A 19,277-nucleotide genomic window follows, 5' to 3' on the forward strand; every position below is an offset into this window, starting at 1 on the left:
TCCTTTTTTATTAATGAGCATTTAAAATTGATTTTGCAATACTTCCTGATTTCATCATAGTTATCCCAAGTATTAATGTGTATCCTAGTAATTCAAAAATACTTTTGTGTATGTCTGATATATTTAAAGTCTTAACAAGTACGGCATAAATTCCTACGCATATAAGTAAGAATAAACCTTGCAAGCCAAGTGCGAAGAGCCCTCTTATATAGTTTGTTCCAATACTTCCCCATTCTTTATTACCCATTGTGGCAAAAGGTATGGCGCAAACTGAAGTATAAATATATATTTCTATCATCCTGCCGTATAGAATAACTGTAATGAGTATTGATATCCCTTGAATTATCATCTTTACAATTGATGTCTCTAGTACTATAGTCATTAATTTTCCTATTGACTCTCCTTTTAGGCTATCTACCATATTAGCTATATCACCCGGAGAAACTTTTGCACTAGCATTTGCCACACCTGCTGCCTTTCCTATTAAATTCTGTGCCACATCAAATACTGCCATAGAAAAGTCAAAAGCATGAGATACAAGCCATACTGCTATCCACATTTTTATCATATATTTAAAAAAACCAAAGGTATCTGTGTCATGCATATTATTTTTGTTCATTACCATTTGAATTAATTCAATACATAGTACAGCCGTTATGATAAGACCTGCTATGGGAAGTATAACATTTTCTGAAATAGACTTTATGAAGTGGAAAACCTCCGAGTTCCATCCACTCGGAGTCTTTCCTACCTCATTTGCTATCGTTGATACTTTGTCATTTATATCAAGGAGCATTCCGCTTAAATTTTCCTTGATCATATCAATAAGTATCTCCGAAAAAAACTCTTTGATCTTATCTACTATATTAAACATTTTATTTTAACACGTTTGCTAATAGCGGTATTAGTTTTAAACCTATGAGTACAATTCCCCCTCCAGCCATAAGCTGCTTAATGCCTTGAGATTTAGCACCAGGGTTGTCATTCCCATAACCTTCCATCAGGTTGATAACACCCCATGCTCCAAGCCCTGCACCAATTGCTGTAACTAATATTTTTAATACATTTACTGCTTGTGTAAAAAATTCCATTTATATTTCCTCCTCTTTTTCTTCTTTTTTAATTTTATTTATGTGCTTTACGATAAAATTTTTAAATGTCTTGTCTTCTTTTTTTGTTTCCTTAAAATATCCAAAAATATGGATGTATTCTCCACTTTTAAATTCCTTCACACTTTTTGCCTTTTCTCCGTAGAGATTACAGTAGATATATTCTTTCTTAACCTTTCCTTCTTCTTTGTTCTTTCTAACTATTGTGAAGTTAGCTACTTCTTTTTCTCCTTCCTTTGTATCTATTGCAGTTGTTTTTATTTCTCCTACTAGATTTCCATTAATATTTAGCATTTCTCTTTCCATTTGTTCTATCTCCTTTATTCCATAAAAAAAGCGATAGTTTTCTCTATCGCTTCTACTTCTAATTAATTAATATTTCATTTTTCTCTGTATCTTATTTTTTCGGCTCATCTCGTATATATTTCATTCTTCCTCCTTTGGGCATAAAAAAACACCGAAATGTTTTTTTCGGTGTAAATTTCTCTATTTAATTTTATGGTTTTAGTAATTCTTTCCAGTTTTCTATAAAGCCAACATGCCTTAGTTCAATATTTTCATATCTTGCTATTAGTGCTATTAGATCATGATAAAAATTTTTGTAATTTTCTTCTTCAGAAACTATTTTAAGATTAACTAATGTAGCAAATATTGTATTGTTTGAAATGTTATTTTTTAAATATTCTTTATATAGCTTTGGTGATTTTGTAAGCTTTGCTCCATATAGCCTGCCATAATGGGCACATATATTTCTTATATAGGCAAAATTTTCTATCCAAGATTCAAAGTAATGGTAGTCTGTATGAAAGACTTTTGCAATTTTACTTTTATCTTCATTTTTCATATTCTTATACATTTTAGATAAAGTTCCAAAACTTGCTACTTCTATCACTGCATAGAGTGGAATTTCTCCACCTTCATAATTGTCTTTAAAGTTTTTTATAAATGGTGAGCGTCTATTTCTTTTAACTTCCCTTGCTAATTCTTCTAGTACCCTTTCTTGTTCCTTTTGTTTCTCAAAATTATTCATATCTTTATATGAAAAGTTTCCATATCTTAAAGAAAAATAGTTTGTGATAACTGCTCTTAAAGAAACTTCAATATGTTCTATTATTTCAAATATGAGTTGTCTAAGTTCTCTATCAAATTTATATAAACTTACAATATCTTCAAAACTTATTCCTGATATATATCTTCCATCTTTTTTTAATGTGATACTATAAGCTTTAATCAGCCTGTAATAGGATATTCTTCCAAGAATTTTCTTAGCATAAGTTTTATCTTCTACTAAAAGTCCTAAGTCTATTAAGTTTTTTACTTGATTTTCTATACTAATCGGTTCTTGATGAATTTTTTTCATTTTTTCTCCTAAAATCAAATGACCCGACTTGGTCCGCATTGTTAAGAGGCGTGTCGGGTACTGTTGACATTATTATATGCTATAAAATATTTTTTGTCAAGTAATTTCTTTTAATCTTTCCTAAATATCTATCTTACTTCTAATTTTAAATTTATTCATCTAATATTTCAACTACCATACTCTCTTTTAACTTAACCTCATCTTTTCTCTGCAGGTATTTCTCTATGTCAAATATATTTCTCTTATCATAATCTTCCAACAACTTATAATTCTTATGCTTTGTAATATCAAATTTATCCGATAAGAAAGGTCTTACTCCTCTTAACTGATAAATACACTTACCACCATCCATTACAGTTATTTCATCTTGACTCATAAGTTCCTTACCAGTTTTTTGATAATTTAGTCCAAAACTCTTTTGATTCGATCTTGTTTCTGATGTGTTATATAGGTCTATGGTTTCTTTGCCTAGGCTTTCAGATAATTCTTTTAATGTTGTTCTTTCTTTACCTCCTAAAAATAATGTAGAATCACAATTGCCAACTATGGTATCTGCATTATCTTTATAGATACTTTTTAGTTGTGATTGTGCTTGTAATATTATACAAGCTGATATTTCTCTACTTCTAATAGTTGCTATCAGCTTTTCAAATTTAGGAATTAAGCCGATATTTGCAAATTCATCAAGTAGGCATCTCACATGAATAGGAAGTCTTCCGCCATATTCATCATCTGCTTTATCACATAATAGATTAAATAATTGTGAGTACATTATTGATACTACAAAGTTAAATGTATCATCTGTATCCGATATTATTACGAATAAAGCTGTTTTCTTTTCTCCAAGTGTATCAAGCTCCAGTTCATCTTCTTTCATTAAGTCCCTAAGTTCCTGAATATCAAATGGAGCAAGCCTTGCTCCACAGGATATAAGGATTGATTTGGCAGTTTTTCCTGCTGCTAGTTTGTATTTCTTATATTGTTTTACTGCGAAATGGTTTGGCTTTTCTTTTTCTAATGCTTCAAACATATAGTCTACTGCATTTTTAAAATTTTCATCTTCTTCTCTTACCTCACTTGCATCTATCATAGCAAGTAAAGTTGTAAAGTTCTGTTCTTCTTTAGGAGCTTCATACCAGATATATCCTATAAGTGCTGTGTAATAGAGTTTTTCAGCTTTCACCCAAAAATCCTCAGTTGATTTTTCTCCTTCTCCCTTAGTATTTGCAATTATTGTTTGTACTAATTTCAAAATATCTTTTTCACTTTTCAAGTATGCAAAGGGATTATATCTCATGGATTTTTTAAAGTTTATTGTGTTTAGTATTTTTATCTCATATCCATTTCTTTCCAACATTTTCCCACATTCCAAGACTAATGTTCCTTTTGGATCGGTTACTACATATGAAGAGTGCATTTGCATGAGATTTGGCTTTACAAAAAACCTTGTTTTACCACTACCAGAACCTCCAATTACCAATACATTTTTATTTCTCGCATATTTTGGATTTTTAGGTCTATTGTTCATGGTAAGTCTTTCAGTTTGAGTTAATAGCACATTGTTTTCAAACTTCTTGTCAATGTATGGCTCAATGTCTTTTTCATTTCCCCATCTTGCCGATCCATATTCTCTGCCCTCTCTAAACTTTTTTGCTTTTTTCTTTTTCTGTATAAGGATTAACTTAATAACTACTGATAGAATTAGACCAGGTATCAGATTTTTTATTTTTAATGATGGAATATATTTTAAAGTATCTATTTGACTAAAAGCTACTAGAATTCTATCTATTATATCTCCTCCTACATAAGAGTTGACATGGCTTGCAAAGATATTTCCTATATAAAAAAATAAGAGGTAAGGAAGATTTTCTAATACAAATTTCTTCTTATCTCTTATCTTAAAAACATTTTTTATATCTTTTATTATTTCATTTAGTATTTTCGAATTAATCACTTCCTCTCCATAAAAAAGAGTAGATTTCTCTACCCATTAGTATCTTATTTATCTTTTTTATATCTTATTACTGGAACTTGTTTTATTTTTTTACCTATCTTTTTTCTTTCCAAGACAAACATCATATTTTCATTTCTTTTAAAATATCCTAAATCTTTATGATAACTTATACCACACTTGCAATGTAATAGACCTATAAACTGTTGTCTCATCTTTGAGTTACATATGGGACATATTTTTTTATTTGTCATTTTGAACCACCATTATACTTATATTTTACTCTCAAAGGTATTTTTTAGTTTCTTTCCTAATGCTTCTGCTCTCATTTTTTATCTATAGATAAGAGAAATTCTTCTACTGGATGATTCCCATCTTCTTTTTCATAGTATTCAACAATAAAGCTATTCATGCCTTCTCATCATATATATTATATATCCAAGTGTTTTTATTATAAACTTTGTTCCTGATGTTTATGTTTAACCTTATCTCTGTCAATAGTATCTTTGACTTTATCCTTGAAATTATTAAGCCTTTCTATTAAAGATTTTCTTTTTCTTGACTTATCTTTAGTAAATTTCTGGACTGTCTTTTTAAAAGCTTGTTCCATTACTTTTATATCTTTTGCTTGAAAAAAGATAATGTTGTTTCCATTTTCTAAATCTTTCTTTATGGAAAATTTCACCCCATATCTTTTTAATTCTTTTTTCAATGCTTTTAAGTCTATGTCATTTAATTCTAAGGTTTCTACTTTACCTTTTTTTACAAGGTCTTTTACTTTTACTTTTTTAAATTTTTCTAAGGGTCTTGACTGTTCTGTCTGCTCTTTATGTTTATTTATTTCTAATATTTTCTTCATCAAATTTATAACTTGCTTGGCTGTTACTATACTTGCTTTTTTTACTATGGCTATTGTTCTGCTATTTATATCATCATTTTGCATTCACTCACCTACTTTCATTCTTTTTTTAATATTTCATAGACTAATTTTGATTTCTCCTTCATTTTTTCTATTCTTCTATTTTCTCCTGTAAATATAATGGGACTGCATATTTCAAGTATCCTTGAATAAATTCTTTTATCTTTTATAGTTTCAGGATTAGTTAAAGCTGATATATTTAAGTTTGTTGTTATAATTAGAGGTTTCCCACTTCTATATCTACCATCTATTATGTTAAAGATATGCTCAGCTGCAAAATCTGTATCTCTTTCCATTCCAAAATCATCAATAATTAATAGTTCCTTTCGATTTAGATTGTTTATATACTTACTTTTATCAATCTCAAAGTTAGTCATATCATTTAAAATTACAGAAAAATTTGTCATTTTGACTGATATTTCTTTTTCTAGTAAAGCATTTGCTATGGCACTTGCAAAGTAAGTTTTCCCACAACCAACATTCCCTGTAAGAATTAGACCTATATTGTTTTCATATATTTCATCAAATTTTTCAACATAGTTTTTTGCTACTTTTTCATGCTCACTGTCTTTGTCCATATTTTTAAAATTCCAATTTAATAGGATAGGATCAGAAAAACACTCTTTTTTTAAGTGTTCAATTTTCAAAAGCCTTTTATTTTCTTTTCTTTTTTCTTCCTCTAATTTTTGTCTTTCTTTTTTACATTGACATAAAATACCAACTTTTTTTATTTCTCCAAAGAAGTCTATTTCTTTTTCAATTGGTGTTTTACATTTTGCACAATATTTTAATCCTGTTTCTTGATCTATATAACTCCTATTTTCTTCATCATTTGATGGACTATTTGTTTCTGCATTTTTTATTTTCTGTTCTAGGATTTCTTTTATTAATTCCATATGCTCCTCTCCTATCAAGTATTTAAAATTTCTCTCCATATATTCTCATCGTTACTATAGTCATAGTTTTCTCTTTTCTGATTTTCTCTCTTTATGACTTCTATGTTTCTAATATTTTCATCTGCATTGTATAAGAGAGTCAGTAGATAAGCATTAATGTTTCTAATATCCTTTGGAGCATTTTCTCTTAGGTATTTCAAAACATAGTCTATGTGTTTATAGTTAAGACTTAGAAATCTTTCTTTAAAATTTTCATTGGATATATGCCTCCCTCCTATTTTAATGTTTGTAAAGCTAGTTAAGGCTTTTACAAGTACATTTATCATTACATCTACTTGCTTCTTTTCTTCTATTCTTACTTTTTCAAAGGTTTCATAAGATATATTCTTTTTTATAGTTTCTTTTAATTCTTCCTCCTCCAAAGTTTTTTTTGATTTTTCTCCTAGCTTTTCTAAGGGGGATATGGGGGTGATATTATTAAAATCAGTATTATTAGTTTCAGTATTATTAATATTAGTATTATTAGAGTCCTCTTTTGAAACTTCTTGAGGTTTGTTTTCTAAACTTCCTGAAGTTTGTTTTTTAAACTTCTTGAGGTTTGCTTTTGAAACTTCTGTAGTTTTATTATTTTCTGTGTAAATAAAGTTCTTTACATAGAGTAAATTTGGCTTTCCAAGTCCTAACCTCTTTTTTTCTAATAATCCTATCTCTTCAATTTCTTTCATTACTTTGACCGATTTATTTCTCCCCCAGTTTAATACTTCCATAATTTCTTCTATTGTATAGATGATGTATACCTTGTTTTCTTCATCTAACCATTTATTCTTAATTGACAAGCTCATTCTATCGAGTAGAATTCCATAAAGAATTTTTGCTTCTACGGATAGTTTTTTAAAATTTAAGTCGGTAAACAAAGTTTTGGGAATCCTAAAAAATGAATATTGTTCTGCTTCATTGCCATAATAGTATTCAAATTTAACTATTTCTTTCATCATAACCCCCTTTATTTTCATATAAAAAGAGATAGCTTTGATTTTGCTATCTCTTTTTCATCGTTTTAATCTATTTATTTTTATATTTAAATTACTTTTATTCTTTCATTCACCCCTTCTATCACTTCTATAATAAAATATCCTAGCACTGGTAAACCATAAGGACTAAAAAGATATGCTAGTATAATTGCCTCTATAGCAAGTGCTTTTTCTCCATGATAAACAGATCCTAAAAATCCCATGATAGCGATAAATGAAATCAGTTTAAAAAATATTGTACTAAGTCCTAATACAAACGTTAAAAATAAAGTGATGATACTTAACGCTATACTAATAGGAAACAATATGATTTTGAAAAAAACTCTAAATATTATCATATTCTCTTCAATCCTTATTACTTATGTTTTCTTTTTTGTTAATTTAATAAAAAAGATGACAGACTTAATCCTAAATCGTCTTGTTTAAAAGTTTTGTGGAAGCCTTTAAACTTTGATTTTAATGGATTTATTGTATCTGTCATCATTATATCACTGTCCCCTGTTCCGCTTTCACCAGTAATCGCGTATTTTTGTCCTTCGTTGAATCCAAGAGACACATGATTTAAAATCACCTTTTCTCCGTAATTGAAAGAGACATCTGTTACTTCAATTAACGTATGAGAATCTTCTTTATCCACATTCTCATTATTTTGCGCAGACTCAAGTAGTTCATATTTTTCAAAGAGAGGAGCTGTACTTTTAATCGAACCGATTTTCTGACTGATATTTCCAAGAACATTAAAAATGATTCCGCTAAGGCCTGTTGTCGCAATGATACTACCGATACTCACTTCTCCGATATAGGCTAGATATCCTGTTAAAACAAAGACAGAAACTTGGCAAAATAAATTACTAATTCCACCACTTACGGCAACTTTTGCCATTGTTTTACTAAAATCTCGTTGTGTATCTCCAACTTTGACAGATCTTTCATGGATTTTTTGAGTCAAATAGTTCAATTTTCTAAATACGAATAAAGTATCGTATCCACTTAATAAGTCCGAAACATGTTTTGAAAAATGCTCGTTTTCTTCAGATGTTTTCATCGTTTTAGCTGTTAACTCTCCAGAAAACAATGCGGGTAATACTGCCATCAAAATAATACAAAAAGCGGTTAATAATACAATAGACCAATGATACATAAATAGCGCTACCGCAGAAAATACAGCAGAGATGGCTCCCCCAACGACTTCAACCGTAGGCGTAAAAGCTTTTGTTCTGATTTGTTCCATATCGCTTGTAAACCAAGAAATATAGGTTTGACTATTTTTCTCATAAAAGCGTTCATAAGAAGTGTTCTTTATGGCATGACTAATTCGATCTCGTAACCAAGTAACTACCTTTTGTTCAAAGAACGCTTGATAGCGAATCAACATATAGGTAAACAACAAATATAAAGCAAAAATTGCGACTAAAAGAATCGTCTCACGGATAAACCCGTTCATATCCATTTTTACTAAATAGTCTAAAATCTCTGCATTGACAATACTTGTTAATAATTGAGAGGTCGCAATTAATGTTAAAATCGCAATAGTCACGAACACCTCTTTTTTAAATTTTTGGAAAATCACCTTCATCTAAATCTCTCCACTTCAAATTATTATGCTCATAGTTTAACATCGTCTTAATCTAATGTGTATAGGACTTTGGACGGAAAATAAAAGAAAAGTGAGGATTTCTTAGTTCCTCACTTCCTTATATTTTTTAGTCTTATGCCAATAAACAAAATGGAGAAGGCCACTCCTACAATAGCTCCTATCACAAGCGGCACTCCCTGTTGTAGAGCTGGTAACACACTAATCGGTAAAATAGTCCCTAAAGAATATCCTCCAATAGTCAAATAGCCAAGGATAAAGAGGACAATCGTCGATACCATCGTATCTTTAATCAAAGAAAAGAGCAGCATCTGTGCAATGAATAACCCAACAATTGCTAACAATGGATATCCAATCGCTAATAGGATTCCTTGAATCGCTGAAATAAAGATTGTTTCCCCATTTGACACATACGATACAGGGAACAGAAAAACATTCTCTTGAATTAGGATTCCATAAGCCACAAAAGGCAGAATCACCAGCAGACTAGGAAAAGCATAAAAGTATTTCAAAGAATAGAGCGTTTCTGTCAATAATTCTTCTTTATTAGAAATCGGCACTACTTCTAGTAGCGTTCGGTGCCGTTGTTTTCTTTCTAAATATCCCCCTACTTGCACAAGGAAAAAGAAGACAAGGATACCGTAACCAAGAAGTTGGAAAATCGTCTGTATAAAATCACCATACTGGTAATAGGTTTGGTAGGATATCTCTTTTCCAACTAAATAATGGAGCAATTGGAGTTTAGCTTTAATTTGCATAGGACTCTCTAACGAATCCGCCCATTCTTTTGGGACACGACTTAGAAGAGATTCCACCAATTCCAATCGTTTTTCATAAATCGGTATCAGCCGTTCCGTTTTCCCCTTCACTGTATAAATCCCATTTTCTTTCGCATAGGTTTGATAGAGCGCTTGAAAAGTAGTATCCATCTCTTTCTTTGTATCTTCATCAATTGTCACTTGGTTCTCAAACGAATCTTTCAGATCATCTATCTGAGCAAATTGTCGTTCTATCACATCTCTTAAGGCCGGTTTCCCTGTAACGCGATGATATCCAATGACAAGCGTGGCAACTACTAAGATAAGAAGCGGTATCTTATAGAAAAATCCTCGTTTTTTTAAATGCATTCTATCTAACTGAACCCATCTACTCATACCGAACCCCCTCGTATCTGACGCTCTTGCCAACAAGAAGTTCCAACCGTGAATAAGAAGAACACGAACGCTCCTACAAGTAAACTGGCACATCCGTTTGAAATCGTAAATGTACCTGTCGCATAAAAATCATCTTTCATTCCTTGGATGACAGAGCCAAAGTTCACATAATACAGTGGCAACTTGTCTGCAAAAGAAGGATAAATCTTCATGGAACGGAAGATAGGCTCTGCCCAAATAACCATCAGCCCTGCGATGAACCCTACCATCTTATTTCTACTCAACTGATTACACCATGCGACGAGATTGATTAAGAATAGGAGAACACACGCTGCAAAGAGTAGGACAATCCCGATAAATTGAAACGGAAGCATGAGAACCTCCTCTTCCCCACGAAATACAAGTAACGGCGAAGTGAGGGCGTCCCAGCCAAAAGATACACTCTGTACTAGGGAAACTACAAATAAAACAAGAATTACAAGCGCCATGTTCACCAGCCAGTAACTACTGATTTTTTGTAATAAATATTTCCACTGACGAATCGGCTTCACCCCTAATATACTTCGATGCTTCCAATCGTCTAAAAGGATAGGACTGATAAATAGTAGCAAGATTGAAAATAGAACTGGCAACCAGTAAAGCATCGGTTCATTATATTTTGTCCATTCCATCCAAAAAATTCGATTCTGCATTTGTAAAATATCGTCTAATTGATAGCGACCCTTCTCCTCTAAAGAACGAAATTCCATTAAATATTGTTTGACATTTTTATACTCTAACTGTTCCTGCTTACTAGGATTAAATCCAATTGTATTGTAAATCGGAAGGGGCGATTGTTCTTTATCTCTTAATTCAAGTCGCAACTCCCAAAAATGAATCTGTTCTTTTATATAAGTTTTATAATCTTGGTTTTGAAACGCTGTTACTGCACGATGATAAGCAACGGCATCCTCTAACCATTTTTCCTCTGTTTCCGTTAAACTTCTTTTCTTAGCTTCCTCTTCATATTCATTGATTAGTATCAAATGAATTTTATCTCCTTGATTTAAAGTGGTATTCAAAAGTTCATTGAGAGAAGATTTTTGTTGAAAATTCATCACAAGAAAAATAACCATCAGCACTACACAACCGATGAACTGAATTTTCATTAATCGATTTCGAACAATCAACAGTAATTGTGTTCTCATTCTAGCTTCTCCTCTCTTTTTCAACTTTTGAATGTACTATCCGTACAGTTCTTTATAAAGGGCGTAGCAACCTTTTGCACCAATCTTAATTTCACTACATTGATGGATGTTTTCTAGTATCCACTTCCATATTTCTTTTGGAAACTCCCCATCCGTAAGGTGAATGCTAATTTGTCTTCCTTCGCGATTCATTATTTCTACTTCTTTTGAAAATTGCTCTACAAACTTTTCGAAATACACTTTTGAAATAAAGGTCAATTGAAGTGTATCGATGCCTTCTTTTTGCGGTGAATATTCCAATGCGATTCGTTTCTCTTTCATAAAATAAATCTTGTCGGCAATCGAATCGAGATTGTTCAGTAAATGAGAGGCCATCACAATTGTTTTTCCTTCATCCCGTAACTGTATCAATACTTTAGAAATCAATTCCACATTATCAGGATCTAAACCGTTCATCACTTCATCCACAAGCATGTAATCTGCTTTTGTAACCAGCACCAATGCAAAACAAAGACGTTGCCGCATCCCGAGTGAATACCCACCCACTTTTTGATGAATATAGTCTTCCATTTTCAACTGCTCTATCACAGTTTGAACAGTTCCAGAAGCTACCTTCCACATCGAGGCATAGAAATTCAAATGTTCGATTCCATTTAACTCATCGTATAATTCAGATTGATCCGGCATCTTCACGATATGTTGTCTCATAAATAATGGTTCGCTTGTATAATCCTTCCCTTGATAGCACACCGAAATGCCATTATTTCTTAAGTGTCCAGACAGTATTTGGATAAGCGTAGATTTCCCTACTCCATTTGGTGCTACTAGCCCAATAATCTGAGATGGTGGAAGATGCAAGTCAATCTGATTTAGAATCTCTTTTTTTCCATATGAAAAATTTTGAATATGAACTTCTAGCATTCGAGCGACTCCTTCCTGTACTTGTATCTTAATTTAACCGCTTTCTTTGTTAATATTATAGCAAATTTTCTTTTGTAAAATAGAGTTCTTTTGTAGATTTCAATCAAATTCCAATAAAAATATCTGCTATTATTTGATTTTTGCACACAAAAACCACACCTCTCTTCTGAAGTGTGGTTCATCTATTTTATTATGCTTTTGTTTTTTCAGCGCGGTCACGTTTCATTTGGCTTGAACGTAATTGTCCGCAGGCTGCTTCGATATCATGGCCGAATTCTTTACGAACGACACAGTTGATGTGGTTTTTCTTCAACACATCGTAGAAGGCAACTACGCGTTCTTTTCCACTTCGTTCGTATTGGTCATGCTCTCGAACTTTGTTATAAGGAATTAAGTTCACGTATGAAAGACGTTTCTTGTCCGCAAGAAGATCAGCTAATTGTTGTGCTTGTTCCACCGAATCATTCACGTGATCGAGCATGATGTACTCGAAGGTTACACGACGATTGGTTTTAGCAATATATTCATTAATCGCATCCATCACGACTTCAATTGGATATTTACGGTTAATACGCATGATACGAGAACGTGTATCGTTATCTGGCGCGTGAAGTGAAAGTGCAAGGTTGACTTGTAATCCTTCGTCAGCGAACTCACGAATCTTTGGAGCCAAACCACTGGTAGACACAGTGATATGACGAGCCCCGATTCCAAGCCCTTTATCAGAGTTCACAACTTTTAAGAACTTGATGACATTATCGTAGTTATCGAATGGTTCCCCAATCCCCATAACTACGATGTGACTAACGCGGTCCCCAGGAGACACTTCGTCTAAAGTACGTTGCACGTGCATGACTTGCGCTACGATTTCCCCTGCAATAAGGTCACGTTGTTTTGCGATAATTCCGCTGGCACAGAAAGTACATCCGATATTACATCCTACTTGTGTGGTCACACAGATAGATAATCCGTATTCTTGTGGCATTAATACCGTTTCGATTAAGAGGCCGTCTGCTAATTCAAAGAGGAATTTACGTGTTCCGTCTGTTGATTGTTGTTTGATACGTTCGTTTAACACTGGGAATGTGAACTCTTCTTGTAACTCTTCAATCAGTGATTTTGGCAAGTTTGTCATTTCTTCAAAACTGGTTACACGTTTGCGGTAAAGCCAATCCCATAATTGTCCTGCTCTGAATTTCTTTTCGCCTTTTGCTTCAAACCAAGCAGTTAGTTCTTCTAGTGGCATGCCGTAAATAATCGGTTTTCCTTCATATTGACGAACCACTCGTCCAATTTTTCTAACCATATTTAATCCTCTTTCCTATACTTGAAATGCTCTAACGATTGTTTCTCTATTCGCATGAGCGCTTAATAACACCGATAATTTCACACGAGCCTTTTGTCCGCTAAGCCCAGTTGTGAAAATCACTCCTGCTTCACGTAGCTGTTTGCCCCCACCTGAATAATTATATACATCGTACGTTACACCGTTAAATGCACGGGATACGAGAACGACTGGAATTCCTTTATCCAAGCAACGTTGCAACCCAGGAAGTGTCGTTGGCGGTAGATTCCCTGCCCCAAGAGCTTCGATGACTAATCCATTAGCATCTGAATCGGCAATGGCATCAAATAACATCGAATCCATTCCAGCATACGCCTTCAATAAGTATACCTTATCCACGAGTTCTTTAATTGGATAATATTCATGATGTAAGAACTTTTGGAAGTAAATAACTTCACTCTTTGACACTAAGCCAAGCGGTCCAAAAGTGGGTGTTTGGAAAGTCGCAACATTTGTAGTATGTGTCTTTGTCACATACGTTGCTGCATGGACTTCATCGTTCATCACGACAAGAACGCCTTTATCTACACTCTCTGGACTCGTTACCGTAATAATGGCACTGCGTAAGTTCGCTAAACCGTCCGCTCCGATTTCATTGCTGGAACGCATCGCTCCAGTCAACACAATTGGGAAGGAGCCATCTGTTGTTAACTCTAAGAAATACGCTGTTTCTTCTAATGTATCGGTACCGTGAGTTACCACGGCTCCGTCAAAACCATCCTTTTGTGCTTGGACGATTCTTTTTTGAACTTCCCACATTTTTTCTTCCGTCATATGTGGGGATGGTAAGTTAAATAAGTCTTCTACAACGACACTTGCGATCGGTGCGAAAAGAGTATCTGAGTTTGTTAATGGGTTGGTTCCTGTTGGTGTTACGCTGCCCGTTGAGCGGTCTTCACTCATAGCAATCGTTCCACCGGTGTTGATGACGATAATTTTCTTCATGGTGCTACTACTTTCTTTCATTTTCTCTTTACATAGGATACCACAAAATAGTAAAAAGTGAAGAAGTATGAGTATCAAATACGCACTTTAATTTTTCGGGTTTCTTCATAGTAACGGTAATGGGGTACCGGTTCGAGTCCCGTGGGCTCTCTCCTTTAAAGCCTCAAAGCGGGAGTATGAAATAAATTTCCAACTCCCGCTAATTCGCATTTAATACTATTCCCCATTACTATTACTATAGAACCCGAAAAAATGTGCGTATTTTCTTTCTACCTTTATAAAAAAATGAAAAAAGTGTTGCGCCACTCATTTTGACGGAACCGGTGCATGGTGTTAGAAAGTGCATCCTACAGGGGTTTCTGAGTATTTTGGTAAATTTGAAGTGGAGCGTGACTGAAAAATTTTTCTTGATTTTTTCTCGGAAAATTTACTACAAACTTAAGAATTTGTGCGAACGACCTAAAACGGGGTTGTTGAATATACCGTTAAAAATCGCGTCATATCAACGTTTATATTTTACCTTTGATTTTAAAATTTGAAATGTAACATATATGCTACTGTAGCATATATGTTACATTTTTATTTTTGCAGTCTTGCACTCAACAAAAAACCGTAACCTTGGAGGCTACGGTTGGTTGGTTGATTATTTTATAGTGTATTGTCTTTCGTGGTTTTTAACTCCTGTGAGTGTCACTGGGCTATTGTCTTCACGTGTGAAAGTTTGTTCACCGCTAGAGTCGACAACTTCCATAAAGATTTCTTCGTATTCTTCTACAGTGAGCATTTTGCGGTTTTCAAGTAAAGCCTTATGTTCCGCAATATGCAATTGGTTTTCGAATCCTTCAACTAATTCCCCAGCAAAGAATTCCCCAACAGCTCCAGAACCATAACTAAAGAATCCAATACGGTCTCCAGCTACTAGTACAGAACTGTTTTCTAATAACGAAATAAAACTTAGGAATAATGATCCTGTATAAATATTTCCGACATGACGGTTATAAATAGACGCTTCTTGGTATCTTGCCGTGAAACGTTCTCTTTCTTCTTCGCCCATTTCTTCTAAAAACGGTTTGAAAGCTTTCATCCCCATCTTCGTATATGGTAAGTGGAAGCAAATTGCTTCGAAGTCCGAAAACTCGCAATGAGTCTTTTCTTGATAGTTCTTCCACACTTCAGAGAAGAAACGAATGTATTGTTCATTTGAAAATTGACCATCTACTAATGGATAGGCTTCATAGTTCGGTCTCCAAAAGTCCATTACGTCATCCGTAAACAAGCTTGTTTCATTGTCTAAAACTAATAAACGTGGTGACTCAGAAACAACCATGGCTACCGCACCAGCTCCTTGAGTAGGTTCTCCACCAGAATTCAATCCATATTTAGCGATATCACTAGCAATGACTAACACTTTTGAAGAAGGGTTTAATGCGATATGCCCTTTTGCTAATTGAAGGGCTGCTGTTGCCCCATAACAAGCGTGTTTTAATTCTACACTGCGAACACGGTTAGATAACCCTAACATCCGTTGCATATAAACTGCAGCAGATTTCGATTGATCCACTCCTGTTTCTGTTCCAAATAAAATCATATCAATAGATTCGCGGTCAGCATCATCAATAATCGATAAAGCTGCATTTGCGGCTAAAGTCACGATATCTTGTGTGACTGGAGCTACTGCCATTGTAGACTGTCCAATGCCAATCGTGTATTTAGCTGGCTCTACTCCACGAGCAACTGCTAATGTTTCCATATCTAGTGCAGTTGGTGGCACAAAAAAGCCAATCTTATCTATTCCTATATTCATTGTTGTTCTCCTTTACGAAAAAGCCCTAACCACATGTTGGGCTTCTTGTTCTATCTTAGCAACAACTATACTAGCAAAAAATTGCCGTCTGGACAATTGAATTTACTATTTGTTCTATAATTTAAACAATTCTTTACTATTTAGAACGATTAAAAATTAGGTTTTAGAGGCAAAATCTTATAAAATAGTGGAGATAAAAGTGAATCTACTATAGAAAGGAATCAAAGATATGAACGGAAATGATATTGTCATTGTCAGTGCCACACGGACTGCCATTGGTAAATTCGGAGGACAATTTGCTACAACCTCTGCGATTAAATTAGGAACAGCGGTAGCAAAATCCGCAATCCAAAAAGCCAAATTATCTCCCGACCAAATTGATACAGTGATTTTCGGAAATGTTTTACAAGCTGGACTTGGTCAAAACCCTGCTCGACAAGTAGGATTAAAAGCCGGTCTACTCCATTCTAGTACAGCCTTAACGGTCAATGAAGTTTGTGGTTCTGGATTAAAAGCCATTATTCTTGCAGCACAATCCCTTCGACTAGGAGATGCTAAAATTGTCTTAGCCGGCGGTATGGAAAATATGAGTTTAGCACCTCATTTATTACAACAACGCTTTGCTCCAAAAAACGGACCAGTTACTTTAGTCGATTCATTATTTAATGATGGGTTAACAGACGCCTATTCAACGGATGCAATGGGCATTACCGCAGAAAATATCGTTGAAAAATACGGATTTACACGCGAAGAACTCGATGTTTTTGCCCTTTCTTCTCAACAAAAAGCTGCTAAAGCACAAGAAGAAGGACATCTCGCAAAGGAAATCACTCCCGTCGCTGTCTTCAATCGTAAGACAAAATCTGACGACTTCAAAGCTAGCGATGAATTCATCCGTGCAAACACAACACTAGAAAGTCTTTCTGGATTAAAACCCGCCTTCAAAAAAGACGGAGTGGTTACTGCTGGAAACTCTTCAGGAATCAATGATGGAGCCGCTTGTGTTATCATGACAACTCGCGAATATGCCAAAGAATTGAATCTACCTATTTTAGCAACTCTAAAAGGATATGCAGAAGCAGGTGTAGATCCTGCATTCATGGGGATTGGACCCGTTCCAGCGATTGAAAAATTAGTAGCACGGACCCGCATCCCGCTTGAAAAAGTGGATATCTTCGAACTGAACGAAGCCTTTGCGGCACAAAGTATGGCCGTCATCAAAGACTTGAAGATTCCAACTGAAAAAGTAAATCCATTCGGTGGCGCAATTGCACTAGGCCATCCAATCGGCGCTTCGGGTACCCGTATTGTGGTCACACTGATTAACGCCCTCGAACAACTCGACGGTAAACTCGGCGTTGCTTCACTTTGTGTGGGCGGCGGAATGGGCGTTGCCATCGCAATTGAACGCGAAAAATAATAGAAACAAAGAGAGCTACCCAAAATTCACTTATAAGTGAATTTTGAGCAACTCTCTTTTTTCTTTTTAACAATCGGAAGTACGAAGAAAGAAATTCATATTAGGATTACGAAGAATCTGACGTATTCTATAATAGCAGTAACTTGAATCCGCATTAAAACGAATTAAAGGTGAGAGACATCGGCTCGAACCGATGCAACGTTACAGCTATTATAAAGATATCCGTGAAGATTCGAAGTAATCCTATAACTTAATTTATTTCTCTTCGTGTTTCTTTTGTTCGTGTCGGTGTTGATAGTATTCTCGAATCTCTTCATTCTCCTGGCTTGCCTGATATGTAATCGAAATTCCTTCTTTTTTCCAATGAATGCTCGTTAAAATATCATCCCAGCTCGGAAATTCGATGTTAAATGTATCCGCAAAACTAATGGAAGCTCTCCATACATCGAAGCGAGTCTGTAGTAAAAGCAAGGCTACTCGAGTGAGTAGTTCACGTTTTTCTTCATCCATTTGCCCCGCAGCTTTGAAGAACTCCTGAACATAATGCATAAATTTGCCAAACACATCATTAATCGTATCCAAACCAATCGTAAAAAGAAGCTCGAAGAACACGTCCCAGAACAGTTCTAGTTCTTCATCACTCACTTCTTCAGTCCATTTTTTAAACGTTTGGTCATTTAATTGGCTGTTTTTTGTCAGCTGATCCATTGTTACAAATTGTCCATTTTCGATTTCCCATGTCAAAGCGCTATGCTGGAGAGCAGCAAAGGCATTACTTTTGACGATGACATAAGGAATTTCAGATTCCAAAAGCAATCCAACCAACGCATCTTGAGGAATGTAACGCATCGCTAATGGAACCACTGCGTGATAGCCTTCCGTTTCTAAAATAGAACGGTGTAATCCTGGAGAATCAAAACAGAAGATTTTTCCCAATCTCGATTGAACTTCTTTCTCTTGGGTAGAGGCAGCGTATAAGGCTAGATTTCCTCCTTTTGAATGTCCTGACAAGAGAATTTCCCCATCGAACAACTTCGCCTGTTGCTCCAAATATTCCTTGGCATCTTTGTGCGCTGGAATCACTGGAGAATACGTCATCATAAAATCTTCTTTCCAACCAATCAGCGTTTCATCTGTTCCACGGTAAATCACGATGCGCACGTTGGGGTTTATTTCCACTGTCAATGCGGCAAATTGTTTAGTAATATCTGAGTCCACTTCGCTCTTCATCCCAAAAAACTTAAGGGATTGATATCGTTTTGCTTTTCCAATTTCCTGCGTTAAATCGACTCTTTCTTGCGTAATCATCATCGGATTATCTCTCAATAATCGTTCCGCATTTTCCCCCATATGGTGAGCAATTTCTTCAACTGTTGAAAATTCTTTTCCACTCATATCTGAAGAAACGATCTCTTCTAGAGGTGAATATCCTAATTCCGTTAAGACAAGGGCGTCAATTTCAGAGAAAGGTCTCTCATCAAACGTGTCCTTTCCAAACTCTTGTACATAATTCATCATATTTTTCATTGAATCGTCCTCCATTAATTTGAGTGAGTCCAATACTATTTTACTCTGCCCTTATACCTCTTGCAACTCTTTTTCCTATGGGCTTTTTTTGCTGATTTTGTATAGAATTCCCCC

General features: G+C 34.5%; 19 protein-coding genes. 1 reads left to right on the forward strand and 18 read right to left on the reverse strand.

Going from position 1 to position 19,277, the window contains the following annotated elements:
* Positions 1-10: 10 nt before the first annotated feature.
* The 17 genes from ADH99_RS06800 to ADH99_RS06880 form a co-directional block, all read right to left on the reverse strand.
* Positions 11-874 (reverse strand): VirB6/TrbL-like conjugal transfer protein, CD1112 family, encoded by an 864-nt coding sequence (locus ADH99_RS06800; protein WP_019107264.1) that lies wholly within the window; start codon positions 872-874, stop codon positions 11-13.
* A gap of 1 nt (position 875) precedes the next feature.
* Positions 876-1,091, reverse strand: a complete 216-nt coding sequence (locus ADH99_RS06805) for a Maff2 family mobile element protein (protein ID WP_002838961.1) — start codon at positions 1,089-1,091, stop codon at positions 876-878.
* A complete protein-coding gene (locus ADH99_RS06810) occupies positions 1,092-1,415 on the reverse strand; it encodes a single-stranded DNA-binding protein (RefSeq protein ID WP_002842079.1) in 324 nt (107 codons plus the stop codon).
* A 190-nt stretch (positions 1,416-1,605) separates the two neighbouring features.
* Positions 1,606-2,469: an Abi family protein gene (locus tag ADH99_RS06815; RefSeq protein WP_049555301.1), complete on the reverse strand. Its 864-nt coding sequence runs from the start codon at positions 2,467-2,469 to the stop codon at positions 1,606-1,608.
* A 151-nt stretch (positions 2,470-2,620) separates the two neighbouring features.
* Entirely contained in the window at positions 2,621-4,423 is a 1,803-nt protein-coding gene (locus tag ADH99_RS06820) for a VirD4-like conjugal transfer protein, CD1115 family (protein ID WP_049555302.1), read from the reverse strand.
* 44 nt (positions 4,424-4,467) lie between these two features.
* A complete protein-coding gene (locus ADH99_RS06825; protein WP_049555303.1) occupies positions 4,468-4,674 on the reverse strand; it encodes a hypothetical protein in 207 nt (68 codons plus the stop codon).
* Between the two features lie 197 nt (positions 4,675-4,871).
* The gene (locus ADH99_RS06830; protein WP_049555304.1) at positions 4,872-5,363 is read right to left on the reverse strand and encodes a PcfB family protein; all 492 of its coding nucleotides are present in this window, start codon (positions 5,361-5,363) and stop codon (positions 4,872-4,874) included.
* A 14-nt stretch (positions 5,364-5,377) separates the two neighbouring features.
* The gene (locus ADH99_RS06835) at positions 5,378-6,235 is read right to left on the reverse strand and encodes an ATP-binding protein (protein ID WP_049555305.1); all 858 of its coding nucleotides are present in this window, start codon (positions 6,233-6,235) and stop codon (positions 5,378-5,380) included.
* 14 nt (positions 6,236-6,249) lie between these two features.
* Positions 6,250-7,227, reverse strand: a complete 978-nt coding sequence (locus ADH99_RS06840) for a replication initiator protein A (protein ID WP_049555306.1) — start codon at positions 7,225-7,227, stop codon at positions 6,250-6,252.
* Between the two features lie 86 nt (positions 7,228-7,313).
* Positions 7,314-7,604 carry a CD1845 family protein gene (locus ADH99_RS06845; RefSeq protein ID WP_049555307.1) on the reverse strand — a complete coding sequence of 97 codons (291 nt, stop codon included), beginning with the start codon at positions 7,602-7,604 and terminating at the stop codon, positions 7,314-7,316.
* Positions 7,605-7,642: 38 nt separating this feature from the next.
* Positions 7,643-8,842 (reverse strand): ABC transporter transmembrane domain-containing protein, encoded by a 1,200-nt coding sequence (locus tag ADH99_RS06850; protein WP_049555308.1) that lies wholly within the window; start codon positions 8,840-8,842, stop codon positions 7,643-7,645.
* A gap of 110 nt (positions 8,843-8,952) precedes the next feature.
* The gene (locus tag ADH99_RS06855; protein WP_049555309.1) at positions 8,953-10,014 is read right to left on the reverse strand and encodes a hypothetical protein; all 1,062 of its coding nucleotides are present in this window, start codon (positions 10,012-10,014) and stop codon (positions 8,953-8,955) included.
* Entirely contained in the window at positions 10,011-11,201 is a 1,191-nt protein-coding gene (locus ADH99_RS06860) for a hypothetical protein (protein ID WP_049555310.1), read from the reverse strand. The genes ADH99_RS06855 and ADH99_RS06860 overlap by 4 nt, the downstream gene beginning before the upstream one ends.
* A 36-nt stretch (positions 11,202-11,237) precedes the next feature.
* On the reverse strand, positions 11,238-12,122 hold the full coding sequence (locus ADH99_RS06865) for an ABC transporter ATP-binding protein (protein WP_049555311.1): 885 nt from the start codon (positions 12,120-12,122) through the stop codon (positions 11,238-11,240).
* A 190-nt stretch (positions 12,123-12,312) separates the two neighbouring features.
* Positions 12,313-13,428, reverse strand: coding sequence for a 23S rRNA (adenine(2503)-C(2))-methyltransferase RlmN (gene rlmN, locus ADH99_RS06870; protein ID WP_049555312.1), 1,116 nt, complete (start codon positions 13,426-13,428; stop codon positions 12,313-12,315).
* 15 nt (positions 13,429-13,443) lie between these two features.
* Positions 13,444-14,412: an asparaginase gene (locus tag ADH99_RS06875; RefSeq protein ID WP_049555313.1), complete on the reverse strand. Its 969-nt coding sequence runs from the start codon at positions 14,410-14,412 to the stop codon at positions 13,444-13,446.
* Between the two features lie 643 nt (positions 14,413-15,055).
* Positions 15,056-16,216, reverse strand: a complete 1,161-nt coding sequence (locus tag ADH99_RS06880) for a hydroxymethylglutaryl-CoA synthase (protein WP_049555314.1) — start codon at positions 16,214-16,216, stop codon at positions 15,056-15,058.
* A 229-nt stretch (positions 16,217-16,445) separates the two neighbouring features.
* Here ADH99_RS06880 and ADH99_RS06885 point away from each other — a divergent pair, with 229 nt between their 5' ends.
* Positions 16,446-17,636 carry a thiolase family protein gene (locus tag ADH99_RS06885; RefSeq protein WP_049555315.1) on the forward strand — a complete coding sequence of 397 codons (1,191 nt, stop codon included), beginning with the start codon at positions 16,446-16,448 and terminating at the stop codon, positions 17,634-17,636.
* Between the two features lie 255 nt (positions 17,637-17,891).
* Here the strand turns inward: ADH99_RS06885 and ADH99_RS06890 are convergent, their stop codons facing one another.
* Positions 17,892-19,163, reverse strand: coding sequence for an Mbeg1-like protein (locus tag ADH99_RS06890; RefSeq protein ID WP_239652335.1), 1,272 nt, complete (start codon positions 19,161-19,163; stop codon positions 17,892-17,894).
* Positions 19,164-19,277 lie beyond the last annotated feature (114 nt).

This window comes from Granulicatella sp. 572.rep1_STHE, assembly GCF_001073445.1.
Lineage (GTDB): Bacteria > Bacillota > Bacilli > Lactobacillales > Aerococcaceae > Granulicatella > Granulicatella adiacens.

Bases quoted from the DNA above. Each gene is read 5' to 3' on its own strand.
- ADH99_RS06860 (WP_049555310.1), bottom strand. From the start codon at position 11,201: ATGAGAACACAATTACTGTTGATTGTTCGAAATCGATTAATGAAAATT.
- rlmN (WP_049555312.1), bottom strand. From the start codon at position 13,428: ATGGTTAGAAAAATTGGACGAGTGGTTCGTCAATATGAAGGAAAACCG.
- ADH99_RS06800 (WP_019107264.1), bottom strand. From the start codon at position 874: ATGTTTAATATAGTAGATAAGATCAAAGAGTTTTTTTCGGAGATACTT.
- ADH99_RS06850 (WP_049555308.1), bottom strand. From the start codon at position 8,842: ATGAAGGTGATTTTCCAAAAATTTAAAAAAGAGGTGTTCGTGACTATT.
- ADH99_RS06865 (WP_049555311.1), bottom strand. From the start codon at position 12,122: ATGCTAGAAGTTCATATTCAAAATTTTTCATATGGAAAAAAAGAGATT.
- ADH99_RS06825 (WP_049555303.1), bottom strand. From the start codon at position 4,674: ATGACAAATAAAAAAATATGTCCCATATGTAACTCAAAGATGAGACAA.
- ADH99_RS06880 (WP_049555314.1), bottom strand. From the start codon at position 16,216: ATGAATATAGGAATAGATAAGATTGGCTTTTTTGTGCCACCAACTGCA.
- ADH99_RS06835 (WP_049555305.1), bottom strand. From the start codon at position 6,235: ATGGAATTAATAAAAGAAATCCTAGAACAGAAAATAAAAAATGCAGAA.
- ADH99_RS06845 (WP_049555307.1), bottom strand. From the start codon at position 7,604: ATGATAATATTTAGAGTTTTTTTCAAAATCATATTGTTTCCTATTAGT.
- ADH99_RS06815 (WP_049555301.1), bottom strand. From the start codon at position 2,469: ATGAAAAAAATTCATCAAGAACCGATTAGTATAGAAAATCAAGTAAAA.
- ADH99_RS06855 (WP_049555309.1), bottom strand. From the start codon at position 10,014: ATGAGTAGATGGGTTCAGTTAGATAGAATGCATTTAAAAAAACGAGGA.
- ADH99_RS06830 (WP_049555304.1), bottom strand. From the start codon at position 5,363: ATGCAAAATGATGATATAAATAGCAGAACAATAGCCATAGTAAAAAAA.
- ADH99_RS06875 (WP_049555313.1), bottom strand. From the start codon at position 14,412: ATGAAGAAAATTATCGTCATCAACACCGGTGGAACGATTGCTATGAGT.
- ADH99_RS06805 (WP_002838961.1), bottom strand. From the start codon at position 1,091: ATGGAATTTTTTACACAAGCAGTAAATGTATTAAAAATATTAGTTACA.
- ADH99_RS06890 (WP_239652335.1), bottom strand. From the start codon at position 19,163: ATGAAAAATATGATGAATTATGTACAAGAGTTTGGAAAGGACACGTTT.
- ADH99_RS06885 (WP_049555315.1), top strand. From the start codon at position 16,446: ATGAACGGAAATGATATTGTCATTGTCAGTGCCACACGGACTGCCATT.
- ADH99_RS06840 (WP_049555306.1), bottom strand. From the start codon at position 7,227: ATGAAAGAAATAGTTAAATTTGAATACTATTATGGCAATGAAGCAGAA.
- ADH99_RS06810 (WP_002842079.1), bottom strand. From the start codon at position 1,415: ATGGAAAGAGAAATGCTAAATATTAATGGAAATCTAGTAGGAGAAATA.